The sequence below is a fragment of the Aulosira sp. FACHB-615 genome (genome assembly GCF_014698045.1).
In the GTDB taxonomy this organism is placed as follows: domain Bacteria; phylum Cyanobacteriota; class Cyanobacteriia; order Cyanobacteriales; family Nostocaceae; genus Nostoc_B.
Genome location: NZ_JACJSE010000014.1, coordinates 77,270 through 92,340 on the forward strand (window position 1 = coordinate 77,270; position 15,071 = coordinate 92,340).

General features: G+C 42.6%; 12 protein-coding genes. 5 read left to right on the forward strand and 7 right to left on the reverse strand.

The genetic code is table 11. The annotated features are described in order from the left end of the window. Positions 1-79: 79 nt before the first annotated feature. Together H6G77_RS21105 and H6G77_RS21110 are read left to right on the forward strand one after the other, a co-directional pair. Positions 80-1,735 (forward strand): alpha/beta hydrolase, encoded by a 1,656-nt coding sequence (locus H6G77_RS21105; protein ID WP_190872649.1) that lies wholly within the window; start codon positions 80-82, stop codon positions 1,733-1,735. 427 nt (positions 1,736-2,162) lie between these two features. Continuing rightward, positions 2,163-2,993: an SPFH domain-containing protein gene (locus H6G77_RS21110; RefSeq protein ID WP_190872650.1), complete on the forward strand. Its 831-nt coding sequence runs from the start codon at positions 2,163-2,165 to the stop codon at positions 2,991-2,993. 241 nt (positions 2,994-3,234) lie between these two features. On the opposite strand, the gene folP is transcribed toward H6G77_RS21110, so the two are convergent. Together folP and tpiA are read right to left on the reverse strand one after the other, a co-directional pair. Beyond that, positions 3,235-4,074 (reverse strand): dihydropteroate synthase, encoded by an 840-nt coding sequence (gene folP, locus H6G77_RS21115; RefSeq protein WP_190872651.1) that lies wholly within the window; start codon positions 4,072-4,074, stop codon positions 3,235-3,237. A gap of 229 nt (positions 4,075-4,303) precedes the next feature. Further along, positions 4,304-5,029, reverse strand: coding sequence for a triose-phosphate isomerase (gene tpiA, locus H6G77_RS21120; protein ID WP_190872682.1), 726 nt, complete (start codon positions 5,027-5,029; stop codon positions 4,304-4,306). A 405-nt stretch (positions 5,030-5,434) separates the two neighbouring features. On the opposite strand from tpiA, the gene H6G77_RS21125 reads away from it, so the two are divergent. Both H6G77_RS21125 and H6G77_RS21130 read left to right on the forward strand, forming a co-directional pair. Further along, complete coding sequence (locus H6G77_RS21125) at positions 5,435-6,037, forward strand: hypothetical protein (protein WP_190592520.1); 603 nt, start codon at positions 5,435-5,437, stop codon at positions 6,035-6,037. Positions 6,038-6,115: 78 nt separating this feature from the next. Next, positions 6,116-7,564: a GTP-binding protein gene (locus tag H6G77_RS21130; RefSeq protein ID WP_190872652.1), complete on the forward strand. Its 1,449-nt coding sequence runs from the start codon at positions 6,116-6,118 to the stop codon at positions 7,562-7,564. Between the two features lie 481 nt (positions 7,565-8,045). Here H6G77_RS21130 and cobW read toward each other — a convergent pair whose 3' ends face one another. The 5 genes from cobW to H6G77_RS21155 all read right to left on the reverse strand — a co-directional run bounded on the left by cobW (position 8,046) and on the right by H6G77_RS21155 (position 13,506). Further along, positions 8,046-9,086 carry a cobalamin biosynthesis protein CobW gene (cobW, locus tag H6G77_RS21135; protein ID WP_190872653.1) on the reverse strand — a complete coding sequence of 347 codons (1,041 nt, stop codon included), beginning with the start codon at positions 9,084-9,086 and terminating at the stop codon, positions 8,046-8,048. 216 nt (positions 9,087-9,302) lie between these two features. Continuing rightward, positions 9,303-10,343 carry a DUF2157 domain-containing protein gene (locus H6G77_RS21140; RefSeq protein WP_190872654.1) on the reverse strand — a complete coding sequence of 347 codons (1,041 nt, stop codon included), beginning with the start codon at positions 10,341-10,343 and terminating at the stop codon, positions 9,303-9,305. A 192-nt stretch (positions 10,344-10,535) separates the two neighbouring features. Next, positions 10,536-11,339, reverse strand: a complete 804-nt coding sequence (locus H6G77_RS21145; RefSeq protein ID WP_190872655.1) for an ABC transporter ATP-binding protein — start codon at positions 11,337-11,339, stop codon at positions 10,536-10,538. 98 nt (positions 11,340-11,437) lie between these two features. After that, positions 11,438-12,478 (reverse strand): iron ABC transporter permease, encoded by a 1,041-nt coding sequence (locus tag H6G77_RS21150; protein WP_190872656.1) that lies wholly within the window; start codon positions 12,476-12,478, stop codon positions 11,438-11,440. Further along, the gene (locus tag H6G77_RS21155) at positions 12,475-13,506 is read right to left on the reverse strand and encodes an iron ABC transporter permease (protein WP_190872657.1); all 1,032 of its coding nucleotides are present in this window, start codon (positions 13,504-13,506) and stop codon (positions 12,475-12,477) included. The genes H6G77_RS21150 and H6G77_RS21155 overlap by 4 nt, the downstream gene beginning before the upstream one ends. A gap of 334 nt (positions 13,507-13,840) precedes the next feature. Between H6G77_RS21155 and H6G77_RS21160 the strand changes: the two genes are divergently transcribed. Further along, on the forward strand, positions 13,841-15,070 hold the full coding sequence (locus tag H6G77_RS21160; protein WP_190671620.1) for a sedoheptulose 7-phosphate cyclase: 1,230 nt from the start codon (positions 13,841-13,843) through the stop codon (positions 15,068-15,070). The last annotated feature ends 1 nt before the right edge of the window (position 15,071 follow it).

The window sequence follows — 15,071 nt, forward strand, 5'->3', positions numbered from 1 at the left end:
TCAAGATACAGCTAAAAATTGGGGACAATAATCATGGTTTATACGTCCCCATAGCTGGTAATCTTTTGGTTCAAAGAAAATGGCAGGTTCTTTGCAGTTTCCCAAAAATCATCCTTGCAAGAAAAAACCCTTGCAAGGATTGTTGTTTAGTGCGAGTCTGGTTTTGGGTTGGGTTTGGGCAATACCCGCTACTTTAGCCGCAGAAACAATAACTATTCGTTTCGGACTGTTCCAGCAATCTGTGGCGATCGCGGATATCGAAAAATTTGCTAAAACTGGAACATTATCCCAAACTCTCCAAGCTTACGAATCTTTATTTACTCCAGAATTACGCGGCTTACTCAATCGACGAGTCCAAGTAGATCCTAAATTTGCCGACAAATTTGTTGATGAATTAGTTCTCTTACCCCAAGGTAAACAGTTAATTACATCCTTAGCCGCAGCTATTCCCGGTAGTAGCGTCGAAAGCCTACAAGCCACAATGAGTATCGGGTTGCGTCAAGTGAATGGTTTGAGCGTGGTCAGTTTTCTCAAAGCTTATCCCACAGAAAATATTGACCTAGATGCAACTCAATTATTACAAATTGCTACAGAATTTAACCCCAACAACTTACAAAGCCAAGCCCTCGGCAGTATCTTAGCCCGAAATTTAACAGTTAAAACCAACACACCTTTTCAACCAAGTTTTGACCCCGCAGCCACTGGTCAAGAAGCAGTAGAACAGCAGACTCTCACCTTTCCAGACAAACAGCGTCAACGCAGTATCCCGGTAGATATTTACTGGAGTCAAAAAACTGACACTACAGCACCATTAGTAGTGATTTCCCACGGCTTTGGTGCTAACCGGAGATTTGCCAGCTATTTAGCGCGTCATTTAGCTGGTTATGGCATTACTGTTGTTGCTATTGAACATCCTGGAAGTAATGGTGCAGCGATTAATAACGCCGCCAACCAAGGAAATTTAGCCAAATTACTCCCAGCGACAGAATTTATTGAGCGACCCAAGGATGTGAGTTTTTTACTCAACGAACTGGCAAATCTTAATAAGCAACCAGGGCAATTGCAAGGCAAACTCAACACAGAAAAAGTGTCTGTAATTGGGCATTCCTTGGGGGGTTATACAGCTTTAGCTTTGGTGGGTGGAGAACTTAATTTAGGAGAAGTGCGACAATTTTGTAAAACTTCCTTGAGTTTGGTTGATCCCCTTGGTGATTGGTTACAGTGCGCCGCCGCATCTTTAAAAGAAAACAAACTTCAGTTGCGGGATGAACGAGTTAAAAGTGCGATCGCTCTTAACCCCCTCACAGGTAAACTTTTTGGTAAACAGGGACTTTCTCGGATTAACAAGCCTGTATTAATTTTGACTTCAACTGAAGATGCCTTAACCCCTGCCTTAAATCACCAAATCCGACCTTTTAGCCAGTTAAAGGGTAATAAATATTTATTAACCGCCATTGGTGCAACTCATTTAAGTATTCTTGACCCCACATATTCAGCAGGCGAAACTTCCACAATTGTCAAAGAAAAGCGCGGTGCAGAAACCCAAGCCTTGCGCCAACTCCTGCGCGGTGTCAGTTTAGCTTTTGTCAAGCAACTCACCCCCGAAGCGAAAACCTACCAACCATTTTTAACAGCCGCTTATGCACAGTCTCTATCTACACCAGAAATCCCCCTACGCCTGAATGCCGACTTACCAAGCAATGTCAAACCTTGGCTAGATTTGGCAGTGAAGTGAATCAGCAGGAGTCAGAATTCAGAATAAAATCCCCAAACTGAATTCTCATAACCTAATCATCATTTAAATTGCACCATGTTCATGGTAATAAAAGCTGCCAACCCGCTCACCGAGCGAAGTCGAGGTAGTCACCGAGCGGAGTCGAGGTGGTCGCCGAGCGAAGTCGAGGTGCTGCGGTCTTGATGATCAGTTTTTTACCGGACAAGATATTATACGGTAAATTTCTTGCCAGTATGTTATCAAGGTGCTTTAATAACGATCGCATTCTGCCAATCAGTTTTATCTGCTTAAAACATAGCAAATACACAGATGCTAGGTTTGTGAGCGAGTGCGTATAAAAGCACAAACTCAAGAGACTAGACTAAAAGGTAGGACAAATACCATATCCTTAACAGTTAATTCTCCCAATTGCTAAATAGGAGCATCTATGGAGCCAATTATTGCTATAGTCTTAGCCCTTGTAGGCTATGCGTTAGGGTCAGCCAAAATTATTAATGAAGGTAATGAAGCCTTAGTTGAACGCTTAGGACAAAGACACCGCACACTCAGACCAGGCTTAAACTTTATCGTGCCTTTGGTGGATCAGATTGTGATGGAAGACACCACCAGAGAACAGATTTTAGACATTAAGCCCCAGAAAGTAATTACTAAAGATAACGTTTATTTAGAAGTAGACGGTGTTGTCACTTGGCAAATTACCAGTATGGAAGACAGCTTTTATAAAGTTGAAGATGTGCAAGTGGCTCTTTCTAACTTAGTCACCGTCGAACTCCGTACCCACATTGCCGACAGAAGCCTAGCAGAAACAACTTCTGCCCGAAATCAAATGAATCAATCGCTGTTGCAGATTGTGAATGAAACTAGTAAAAAATGGGGCGTGAAGATTATCCGGGTAGATATTCAAAGCATTACACCCCCAGAAAGTGTCCAGAAATCAATGGCAGAACAACAAGCGGCGGAAATTAAAAAACAAGCTGTTATTTTAGAAGCTGAAGGTGATAGACAAGCTGCTATTAAACGCGCCGAAGCCACCAAAGAATCTATCCGCATTCTTTCAGAAGCCATCACTGCTAAACCAGAAACCAAAGACATTCTCCGCTATTTAGTAGCTCAAGAACATCTAGAAGCTAGTCAAAAACTTGGCGCTAGTAACAATGCCAAAATCGTATTTCTCAACCCCAGCGTCTCTGAAGGCGCATTAGATCAAATGCTGGGTGATACGGTAGGTACTGAAGGCAATGGGAATAGTCAAGCTTAAAAAAGTGCTGAGTGCTGAGTGCTGAGTGCTGAGTGTCCTATGCTGAGTGTTCGCGCAGCGTCTCCGACAGGAGAAGTAGAAGTGTGAGTGCTGAGTCAAAAATACTAGCCCCTAGCCTCTAGTACAGTGCGGCGTAAATAAACAGACCATCTGGAATTTCTAAAAGGCTTGTGGTATCACTATTCTTTCTTTTTCCTTTTGACTTTTTACTTTTGCCTTCTTGTACTAACCCCTACCCCCTTTACCTAAACAACGTATCCGCAACTAGCGAGACTTCACGCATTTCTTTGACATCGTGAATTCGCAGAATATCCGCACCATTAGCAATAGCAGCACAACAAGCGGCTGCTGTTCCCCAGATGCGGGCTTTGGGATTTGGTTGATTGAGAATGCGACCAATAAAACTTTTACGAGATACGCCTGCTAAGATGGGACACTTTAATTGTGTGAGTGATCGCAAGTTACGCAAAATCTCTAAATTCTGCTCATAATTCTTAGCAAAACCAATCCCAGGATCAATAATAATTTTTGCTTGGTCGATACCTGCCTTGGTTGCGGCCAAAATTTGTTCTGTTAAAAAACTCGCAATTTCTCTTAGTAAATCTTCATAATCTGTCATTTGTTGCATTGTTTCTGGTGTTCCCCGAATGTGCATCAACACTATCGGCACACCTAAACTAGCCACTGTCGGCAACATCTCATCATCAAATGTCCCGCCGGAAATATCATTCACAATATCTGCCCCAGCTTCTATTGCTGCTTTTGCTACATAAGCTCTAGTTGTATCTACAGAAATCGGCACTGTCATTTCCGAGCGTATTGCCTTGATGATGGGGATAACTCGCTCTAATTCTTCCGCCAAACTAATTTGCTCTGCCCCTGGCCGCGTTGATTGCCCACCAACGTCAATCATGTCAGCACCAGCCGCCACCATTGCTTGGGCTTGAGCCAAAGCCGCATTTGTACTATTAAAATCCCCGCCATCACTAAAACTATCAGGTGTCACATTCAGCACACCCATTAAATACGTGCGTTGTCCCCAAGCAAAACAACGCCCACGAATAGTTAAATTACTGGGCATATAGGAATCCGATTTGATTTCTGAATCTATTTGTGTAGGCAGGGAGTAGGGAATGGGGAGTAGGGAGTAGGAAAGCAGCCTGATCTGAGTGTACTGATTTTTTTCATAAATCAAATATGAGTCCTATACAAAGCGATAAAGTCTAATTCTTTTAACTTTTGACTTTTAACTTTTGACTTAATCAAACCCATTCCCTGGCGCTGCCAGGGAAAAGGCATTGCATATAAGATTAATGATAGTTGACAATCCGGGCAAAACTTTCAGCTTCCAGACTAGCTCCTCCCACAAGCACGCCGTCAATTTCTGGTTGAGCCATGATCTCATCAATATTATTTGGCTTGACTGAGCCGCCATATTGAATCGGAACATTGGGGTTTTTTAACTGACTGCGAATTAAGCCAATAACTCGGTTAGCTTCTGTCGCTTCACAGGTGTCACCAGTTCCAATTGCCCAAATGGGTTCATAAGCAATCACTAAATTATCTTGATCTACATTTACTAGGTCATGTTCTAGCTGAGTAGTAATTAGTGATTCAGTTTGCCCTAAATCGCGTTGTTGTTTTGTTTCCCCTACACATAAAACTGGGGTTAAACCGTGTTTTTGAGCAGCTTTCAGACGTAGATTAACTGTCTCATCCGTTTCACCAAAAAATTGCCGTCGTTCGCTATGACCGACAATTACATAACGGACACCAATTTCTGTCAGCATCGGAGCGGCAATTTCACCAGTATAAGCTCCAGAGTCTTCCCAATGAACATTCTGCGCTCCAAGTTGTACACGGCTACCATGCAAACTTTGAGACAAAATGCTTAAATCGGTGAATGGAGGACACAATAATATTTCTCGCTCATCGGGCGTGTTGTCTAAATGAGGCAGAAACCCTCGCAAGAAATCTTGAGTCTCTGCCTGGGTTTTAAACATTTTCCAGTTACCGGCAATAACAATTTTCCGCACAGGTGATGTAGTCAAATTCCTAACGCTAATAGATGCACTCTTCACTCTACTACTTTTTCGGATCACCCGATGCGACGGGAAAAGATGACATAGAATTACTAGGTATCACACTCATCAAGAATAAGACTCTAATATCTAAAAAGTTTGTCCTTGGTTATTTGTCCCTTGTCCTTTGGTCAATACAAATGACTAATGACTAATAACTGATGACAGTCTCAACTAAAGCAGGACTTACGCAAAATCATGAAAAAACGTAGACGCGCAAGCGGCTTCCCGCAGGGTACCGCAAAGAACGCATAGACGCGATAGCGGCTTCCCGCAGGGTAGGACACGAAGTTAAGAGGATTTGAGAGGGTTATTGCGTAAGTCCTATAAAGAATGTGCAATTTAAACTCAACATAGCTTATGCCTTATAGTCAATTTACCATTGACAGGTTGAAACAAGATTTTCGCCTGATGATTGTAGAGGGAGTACGATTTTTCCCGGAAAATATCGAACCTGTACATCCCAGTTCCAGACTGCAAGCTATTTTAGAGGATTTGCCTTGGGCGATCGCAGTTGATACAGAAAAAGCCCGTTCTGAAGTAATTATCAATCCTGTACTGTTAGAAGTACGCCGCATTCTCCATTCGTCCATCAGCGTGTTTTCAGGGGAAGAGTTTAACGTTGATGCGAGTATTGGACTTAATGGTGTCTGTGACTTCCTCATTAGTCGTTCGCCTGAACAGTTAACAGTGGAAGCACCCGCAATTGTAATTGTTGAAGCGAAAAAATCAGATTTAAAATCAGGACTCGGACAATGTATTGCAGAAATGGTGGCTGCACAAAGATTCAATGAAGCCAAAGGACAGCCTATCACAAGCATTTACGGTACTGTCAGCAGTGGCACGCAATGGCGATTTCTCAAACTCGAAGGGCAAACAGTCACCATTGATTTTAGTGATTATCCCCTGCCTCCGGTGGAGAAAATCTTGAGTTTTCTGGTGTGGATGGTGAAAGCAGGATGAACAGTGAATTTTATCGCCCCATATCCTGTAAAAAATAACTAGGATAAAAATGAGGTAAATCAAAAATCTCCGGTTAACATGCCTTCTAAATTGCCAGAACCCGACCAAAGTAATTCGCCTAACTGGGAGGAAGAACTAGATAGTGCCATTTTTAGCTTTGAAGATATTCAAGCGGAACTGAATTATAAACAAGCCCAAACAGCACTGCGAAACTTGGTGAATAATCTTGACCTGACACCACAAGAAAAAGCAGGCTTAGAAACCGAACTGGCTGATTTAGAAACTATGCTGGCCAAGTTAGACCGGATGGTTGTGCAGATTGCGGCTTTTGGGATGGTAGGACGGGGTAAATCATCGCTGTTGAATGCTTTGGTGGGACAACCAGTATTTGAAACAGGCCCTTTACACGGTGTAACTCGTGCAGCCCAAAGAGTTAATTGGAGTATTCACGAAGAAATCATCGGCACAAATGAACGGGCTTTGCGTGTGACTTTACCGAGTGTGGGTCAATCTCAGGTAGAACTAATTGATACCCCTGGGTTAGATGAAGTTGATGGTGATACTCGCGCCGCCTTAGCAGAACAAATCGCCAAACAAGCTGATTTGATTTTGTTTGTGATTTCGGGAGACATGACAAAGATAGAACACCAAGCCCTTTCCCAATTGCGAGAAGCGGGGAAACCGATAATTTTGGTGTTTAACAAAGTTGACCAATATCCCGCCGCCGATCGCCTGGCAATCTATGAGAAAATTCGAGATGAACGGGTAAAGGAATTACTCACGCCTTTAGAAATTGTCATGTCAGCCGCCTCACCCTTGGTAAAAACGGCGGTAGTTCGCCCTGATGGTAGTCGGGGTTTACAGTTGCGTCCCGGAAACGCCCAAGTCGAAGAACTCAAGCTGAAAATATTAGAGATTTTGCAACGGGAAGGTAAAGCTTTAGTGGCGCTGAACTCAATGTTGTATGCTGACACTGTTAATGAGCAACTGGTACAACGCAAACTTTTAATTCGAGAACAGAACGCCAATCAATTGATTTGGAAAGCGGTGATGGCTAAAGCCCTAGCGATCGCTCTCAATCCGGTGACGGTCGTAGATATACTGAGTAGTATCGCTATTGATATTGCTTTGATTTTAGGTTTATCGAAACTCTACGCCATCCCGATGACAGAAGCTGGCGCTGTGAAACTATTGCAAAGAATAGCCTTGAGTATGGGTGGTATTGGTGTAAGTGAATTACTAGCCAACTTGGGCTTGAGTGGTTTGAAAACCTTACTTGGTATTTCTGCACCAGCTACAGCAGGTGCCACCTTAGCACCCTATGTCACCGTTGCACTCACCCAAGCAGGCGTGGCTGGTGTCTCTTCTTATGGTATTGGCCAAGTCACAAAAGCTTATTTAGCCAATGGTGCAACTTGGGGGCCAGAAGGGCCAAAAGCAGTCATCAGCAAAATTTTAGCGAATCTCGATGAAGCCTCCATTCTCAACCGCATTAAAGATGAGTTGCAATTGAAGTTGAAACTTTGACATACTTAGGACTTACGCACCAAGATTGGGTGTAGGGGTGAAAGGGTATGGGGTGTAAGGGTTTTGAATACTTACACCCTTACACCCTCATACCCCTGTACCCCAATACGGTTCGGTTAACAAATGTATCTGTTGAGGTGAGCAGGGGGGCGGAGGAGCTTCAGGTGCAGGGGAGAGCGTACCTTCCTTCCCCCTTTCACCCCTGCACCCTTGCTTGCCTACACAAATAAGTTTCTTAACCGAACCGTATTGCCGTCTACCCTGTTCTAAAACCTTATTTTTTCGTTTTTTTGCGTAAGTCCTACCGTCTACCCCAATACGGTTCGGTTAACAAATGTATCTGTTGAGGTGAGCAGGGGGGCGGAGGAGCTTCAGGTGCAGGAGAGAGCGTACTTTCAATTCCCCCTTTCACCCCTGCATCCCTGCACCCTTGCTTGCCTACACAAGTAAGTTTCTTATCCGAACCGTATTGCCGTCTACCCTACAAGGCGACCAGTTGCGATTCTATTTCTGTGGAGTTCAAATCACGGCCGATAAAGACTAAACGAGTTTGCCTTGTTTCTGTTGCTTGCCAAGGACGGTCATAAAATTTTTCAAAGCGGTTTCCTACACCTTGCAAGACTAAGCGCATAGGTTTATTGGCAACTGCGACAAAGCCTTTGATGCGGTAAATTTCTTGTTGATTTACCAGATTTTGCAATTGTTGTTGGAGTTTTTCTGGGTCAAAGGTGCGGTCTAAAATGACGTGTGTTGAGGTGATTTCGTCGTCGTGGTGGTGGTCTACTTCGCTGTCGTGATGGCTAGGACGGCTATCTAAATTATCTTCGACGGCGGCTTGTAATCCTAATAATACGGCTGGATCGATTTGGCCGCGATCGCTCTCGACTATTTTCACTACTCTGGGCAATTCTTGTTTGACTAATTGCTCGACTTGTGCTTTGCTTGCCGTATCTACTAAGTCAGTTTTACTCAACACGACTAAATCTGCACAGGCGAGTTGGTCTTCAAATAACTCTTGCAAGGGTGTCTCATGTTCTAGACTATCATCTGCTTGACGTTGGTTGGCGATCGCGTCTAAATCACTGGCAAATGTCCCAGCCGCTACGGCTGCACAGTCCACTACTGTAATGACTGCATCTACGGTTGCAGCATTGCGAATTTCTTGCCAACGAAAGGCTTTAACCAATGGTTTTGGTAAAGCTAACCCAGATGTTTCAATCACAATGCAGTCAATGTTGTCCCGCCGCTTGATTAACTCTTGCATTGTGGGATAAAACTCTTCCTGCACAGTACAGCACAAACAGCCATTGGTTAACTCAAAAATATTACTCCCGCCAGTTTCATCTTCGGGGCAGATTTGACAAGATTTCAACAACTCGCCATCAATACCCAATTCACCAAATTCGTTGACTAAAACGGCGATGCGACGACCTTGGTTATTTTGTAAGAGGTGGCGAATTAGGCTGGTTTTACCACTACCTAAGAAGCCTGTAATTACTGTAACGGGGATTTTTGTTGCCATGTTTTTACTTCAAAGGGAAATGGGGAATTGGGAATAGCTAGTTAATGTTCATCTTTCCATTTGCTGTTCCCATTGCTTCAGCTTGGTAATCTTATCTAATTACAAATCTGGAGAAAAGACAATCTTTGTGTTGAAGTCCTGAACAAAAAACTCTTGTGTTCTGTATCACTCAATTATGGGGACTTACTTAGGGCTTGCTGTCTTGCCAAAAAATTATTACTCTCTAGGTAAAAAGCGTCTCACATTTTCGGGTAATAACCGTTCTAGAAAAGCTTCAATATTCCTACTATTGCGTTGATATAAAGTTCCTAAATAGATAATAAATATTCCCAAAACTGTGAGCGCAACCGGAAATAAAAGGGCATTTTTAAAGATGCTATAAGCTAGATGTCCTAAATAACCAAAAACACCCATACCCCCAAACACAATAAAAACTTTTCGCCTTAACAAAACCGACAATAACATTAACCCTAAATTAATCAAACAATAGATAAATTTTTGCAACTCATTACTGTCTCCCATTAAAGTTAGACCCCACCAAAAAGCCAGTAACCCAAACAAATATAGCCAAAAAGCATAATCTCCATCGCGTCTGCGGGTGCGGATATCTACCAGATAAGCAATCACAATACAAGCAATCCCAAACCATACAGAAACTACTAACCTTAACTGCCAATTGTAGGTTTTTTCGCCAAATAATAATGGTGTGATATCCATAGACATAAAATATAGCGAAAAGGCGATGGGGGCTATCAAAAAAGGAAACCGCACAAACTTGATGGCAATTAAACCCGCGATAATAGTTCCTAACTCCATCAAAAACCAACTGCCTTTAATCCAAGTATAAAAATCTTGATATGTACCGGGGTTATCTTGAATCCAAAATCCGGTTGCACGTTGTAGTCCGTAAATTGCTAAAGGAGTCAAGCAAACTGCAATGGTAAATAGCAAACCTCCAGGAATTTTCATTTGTTGTCGCCACCAAAGATTGCTGCCGGCAAGCACAAAGCAAAAGGCATAAATACTGGCTAACAAAAAAATACCTACGCCACCAAATGATTCCCATGCTAATGTCATGAACCAAGTCATGGCTGAGATCACAATTAACGCCCCAAAGTAATAACTAACATTGACAAAATTAAACTGTGGGCGTTCACTGTTTCTCAGGGAAAGTGCATTCCACAACGCACTGGCTTGTTCTTCTGTAATTAAGCCTTGGGAAACCGCCCAATCTAAGTCTTCCCGATAAATTTTCATAGTTTGGAGTCAGATTTAACAGCAATTGTGATTATACTCAACCTTTAGCGGTAATAATCTGCTGTTGACTTCCAACTAAAAAAATATCCGATGACTGTGTAGGCACTTTCCTACTCCCGACTCCCCATTCCCTACCTACACAAATAAATTCAGAAATCAAACCGAATTCCTGTAGATACTGTGATTCACTCATCAAGAATTGCACATTCTCATACCCTTACGCCCGATGGGAACACACATCGGTGTTCCGACAATTGGATCAGGCACAATCCGACATTCTAAGCCAAATACTTCTTGTACCATCTCCTCTGTCATAACATTTTGTGGTTCTCCAGCCGTAAAAATTCTTCCTTGTTTGACAGCTACTAAATAATCTGCATAACGACAAGCTTGATTTAAATCATGCAGCACCATTACAACAGTTCGTCCTTGATGCTGGTTCAATTCATATAACAAATCTAATACTTCTATTTGATGCGCTAAATCTAAAAAAGTAGTCGGTTCATCTAATAATAAAATATCTGTATCTTGTGCCAATGCCATTGCAATCCAAGCACGTTGTCTTTGTCCACCAGATAAAGTATCTAAGGCTCGATTTGCTAAATCTAATAAATTGGTAATTTCTAGTGCTTGTTGGACAATTTTTTCATCTTTTTCTGACCATTGCTGCAACCAGTTTTGATAAGGGTAACGTCCTTGTCCTACCAAATCTCGGACAGTTAGCCCTTCTGGCGCTAGTGGGTTTTGCGGCAAGATTCCCAATTGTTGGGCTACTTCTTTGGTAGAAAGATTAAAAATAGATTGACCATCAAGATAAACTGTACCACCATAAGGTTTTAAAAGTCTGGCTAACCCTCTTAATAAGGTGGATTTACCACAACCATTTGCACCGACTAAAGCACTAATCCTACCACCAGGAATTGCTAAATTCAGGTCACGAATAATTGGCGCACCATCATAAGCTAAAGATAAACTTTTTGTTGATAATCCTTTCATATTTTTTACCATAATAAATTAATAAAAATGAGTCGGAAAACAGAATTCAAAATTCAGAATACTCTACCCATAAAGGGATTGAGTTTAAGTTCACAAAGCTATTTCTTCCGATTACGAATTAACAAATAGAGGAAATAAGGCGCACCGACGGCAGCCGTTACAATGCCACAAGGAATTTCAATGGGTGCAAAAATTGTTCTTCCTAGAAAGTCTGCTATTACAACTAACATTCCTCCCAATAATGTCGAGATAGGAATCAAGCCTTGATGATTTGTACCTACTAACTGTCTGCTGATATGGGGTGCAATTAATCCTACAAAACCAATCATTCCTGCTGTGGCGACTGCTGCACCAGCTAAGGCGACACCGACTAGTACCAGTAAACCCCGTTGCCATTCCACGCGAGTTCCTAAACCTTTGGCGACATCATCCCCCAAATTTAAGGCGTTCAACTGTCTAGCTAATGTCAATGCCATCGGCACAAAAACGATTAACCAAGGTAAAAAGGAAAAGACTTGTTCCCATGTGCGTCCGTAAACACTACCCGCTAACCACACCAAGGCATCACTGACACTATAAATATTGCCAAAGGTAATCATCAAACTGGTGAATGCGCTGGCGATCGCAGACAACCCCACGCCCATTAAAATAAACAAAACGGGGGAACTACCATTGTTCCAAGCTAAGGAGTAAATTAACCCAGCCATCAATAAAGCACCGCCAAAGGCTGATAAAGGCAGAGCGTAAATTGGTGCTGCTGGTAAGAGTACAATTACGGCAACTGCCGCTAAACTTGCGCCTGCATTAATCCCAATAATACTGGGGTCAGCTAATGGGTTGCGTGTGATGCCTTGAAAGATAGTCCCAGCCACCGCCAGCGCCATTCCCACCATGACAGCTATTAGGGTACGGGGTAGACGGAGATTATCAATCACAAAAGCATGATCTGGGTTGCCTGTATCTATACCCAATACAGTTTTGACGATATCTAAGGGAGAAATCGGATATTCACCCTGTCCTAAATTCATCACCATCGCCACCACAAGCCCCACTGCCAAACATAACAGCATTGGTGGCACACGGCGGTCAATCCGCAAAGATATCGTTTCAGAACGAAATACAAGCCAATCCAATTTCATTTTCTTACCTTCGATTTAGCCAAGTAGACAAAAAAGGGTGCGCCAACCAAGGCTGTCATAACTCCTACGGGTATTTCTTGGGGTTTGAGTAAGACACGCGCCGCGATATCTGCAATTAACAGTAAAGTTGCCCCCAAGACTGCGGAATAAGGCAAAATCCAACGGTAATCAGCTTTGATAAAAAACCGCACAATATGGGGAACAATTAAGCCAATAAACCCAATTGGCCCAGCTAAAGATACAGAACTTCCCGCCAGTAAGACTACGCTGATGGCGGTTGTAATTTTCACCCAACCCGTTTGTTGACCCAAGCCTTTAGCCACATCTTCACCTAGACTCATGGTGGTAATTTGTCTACCTAGGGCAAAAGCTAGGACTAAGCCAATCACGACAAAAGGTAATGCTGACAATAATATATTGATATCGCGGCCAGCTAAAGAACCAGCTAACCAAAATCGAATTTCTTCTAAGGTTTTTTGGCTAACTATGAGCATCGCCGTCATCACTGAGGAAATCAGGGCGGTAATTGCTGCACCTGCAATGGTTAAATTCAGTGGGGTGGCTCCGCCTTTACCCAAGGAACCAATCAGATAGACTAACACTGCTGTCACACCTGCACCTAAAAAGGCCACGATAGTTAAAACATTTAAGGAAGAGCTACCGAAGATAAAAGTTGTGGTGACTACAGCTAATGCGGCTCCTGACTCAATACCTAAAATTCCGGGATCTGCCAAGGGGTTGCGTGTCAAACCTTGCATTAATGCACCAGCAACTGCCAAGGCTGATCCTACCAGCAAGGCGATGAGCGATCGCGGTAATCTCACTGTCTGAATGACTAAATGTTCATAAGACCCATCAAAAACGACAAAGGATGCCAAAATCTTATTCGTCGGTATTTCTGCTGCACCTAAAGTGACACTAAACACTAAGCAAATCAGCAGAATCAGTATGCCTAAAATCAGCCCCAGGAATGGCGAAATTTTGGGTTTATACCAGTTGATTGGTGATGCTGTGGTTGCTTTTGTCATGCTCTTGGATTAATGGAAAATCTCGTCATTTAGGTAAACTATTTGTGTTTTATCTGACATGGGCAATTACAACATCTTAATTGAGAATATTTAGTAAATATTGAGCCGCATATTCTTAGATGCGCGGCTTTATAGCTCAATGTGAGCAATGAGTTTCCAAAACTTACTTTATACTTATTGGTAATTTTTTTCAACTCTTGGGGTTGGGGAGCGATCGCAAACAGATAAATTTTTTTCTTTAAATTTCTTAACTGTCTTAACTGTCCTTGCCTTGATTCTGGGGATCACGCGACAATACAGGGCTGATCTCTAAAAAAGCTGACAGCGAAAATACATGAATACAGTTCAAGCATCGTTTGAAGCAACAGAAACTGCGTTTCACGTCCAAGGCTACGAGAAGATCGATTTTAGTCTTGTCTATGTGAACGGTACATTTGATATTCAAAACAGAGAAATTGCCGATAGCTATGCAAAGTTTGGTCGCTGTTTGGCTGTAATTGATGCCAATGTTTATGAACTTTATGGCGAACAGATTAAGTCATATTTCCAGCATTATGAAATCGCACTGACAGTATTTCCGATCATCATCACTGAGCCAGGGAAAAACCTGGAGAGTTTTGAAAAAATTATTGATGCTTTTGCCGACTTTGGCTTAGTGCGTAAGGAACCAGTTTTAGTTATTGGTGGTGGTCTAATTACTGATGTCGCTGGGTTTGCCTGTGCTGCTTATCGTCGCAAGAGTAACTATATTCGCATTCCGACTACATTAATTGGCTTAATCGATGCAGGTGTAGCAATTAAGGTAGCGGTGAACCATCGCAAATTGAAAAATCGCCTGGGTGCTTATCATGCACCTTTGAAGGTAATTCTGGATTTTTCATTTTTGCAAACCTTACCCACGGCTCAAGTCCGCAACGGAATGGCGGAGTTAGTCAAAATTGCGGTAGTTGCTAACTCACAAGTCTTTGAACTGCTATATGAATATGGCGAAGAACTGTTGAAGACCCATTTTGGCTATGTGAATGGCACAGCAGAAATCAAAGAGATTGCCCATAAAGTTAACTACGAAGCCATCAAAACCATGTTGGAGTTAGAGACTCCCAATCTGCATGAAATCGACCTTGATCGCGTCATTGCCTACGGTCATACTTGGAGTCCTACCCTAGAATTAGCGCCGCAAGTACCTTTATATCACGGTCACGCGGTCAATATCGATATGGCTTTATCTGCGACTATTGCCGCCCGCCGGGGTTATATTTCTTTACAAGAGCGCGATCGCATTTTAGGTTTGATGAGTCGTATCGGTCTATCTCTAGATCACCCTCTGCTAGATGAAGATTTACTTTGGTATGCTACTAAATCTATTAGCCTCACTAGAGATGGTAAACAACGCGCCGCCATGCCGCGTCCTATTGGTGAGTGTTTCTTTGTTAATGACTTGACTCGTGAAGAACTAGATTTAGCCTTAGCTGAACATAAACGTCTGTGTGCTGAATATCCTCGTGGTGGTGCTGGCATTGATGCCTACATTGAACCTCAAGAAGTGCAATTATTAGGGGTGTAAA

Coding starts and splice junctions, on each gene's coding strand:
- H6G77_RS21105 (WP_190872649.1), top strand. CDS start 80: ATGGCAGGTTCTTTGCAGTTTCCCAAAAATCATCCTTGCAAGAAAAAA.
- H6G77_RS21110 (WP_190872650.1), top strand. CDS start 2,163: ATGGAGCCAATTATTGCTATAGTCTTAGCCCTTGTAGGCTATGCGTTA.
- folP (WP_190872651.1), bottom strand. CDS start 4,074: ATGCCCAGTAATTTAACTATTCGTGGGCGTTGTTTTGCTTGGGGACAA.
- H6G77_RS21125 (WP_190592520.1), top strand. CDS start 5,435: ATGCCTTATAGTCAATTTACCATTGACAGGTTGAAACAAGATTTTCGC.
- H6G77_RS21130 (WP_190872652.1), top strand. CDS start 6,116: ATGCCTTCTAAATTGCCAGAACCCGACCAAAGTAATTCGCCTAACTGG.
- cobW (WP_190872653.1), bottom strand. CDS start 9,086: ATGGCAACAAAAATCCCCGTTACAGTAATTACAGGCTTCTTAGGTAGT.
- H6G77_RS21140 (WP_190872654.1), bottom strand. CDS start 10,343: ATGAAAATTTATCGGGAAGACTTAGATTGGGCGGTTTCCCAAGGCTTA.
- H6G77_RS21145 (WP_190872655.1), bottom strand. CDS start 11,339: ATGAAAGGATTATCAACAAAAAGTTTATCTTTAGCTTATGATGGTGCG.
- H6G77_RS21150 (WP_190872656.1), bottom strand. CDS start 12,478: ATGAAATTGGATTGGCTTGTATTTCGTTCTGAAACGATATCTTTGCGG.
- H6G77_RS21155 (WP_190872657.1), bottom strand. CDS start 13,506: ATGACAAAAGCAACCACAGCATCACCAATCAACTGGTATAAACCCAAA.
- H6G77_RS21160 (WP_190671620.1), top strand. CDS start 13,841: ATGAATACAGTTCAAGCATCGTTTGAAGCAACAGAAACTGCGTTTCAC.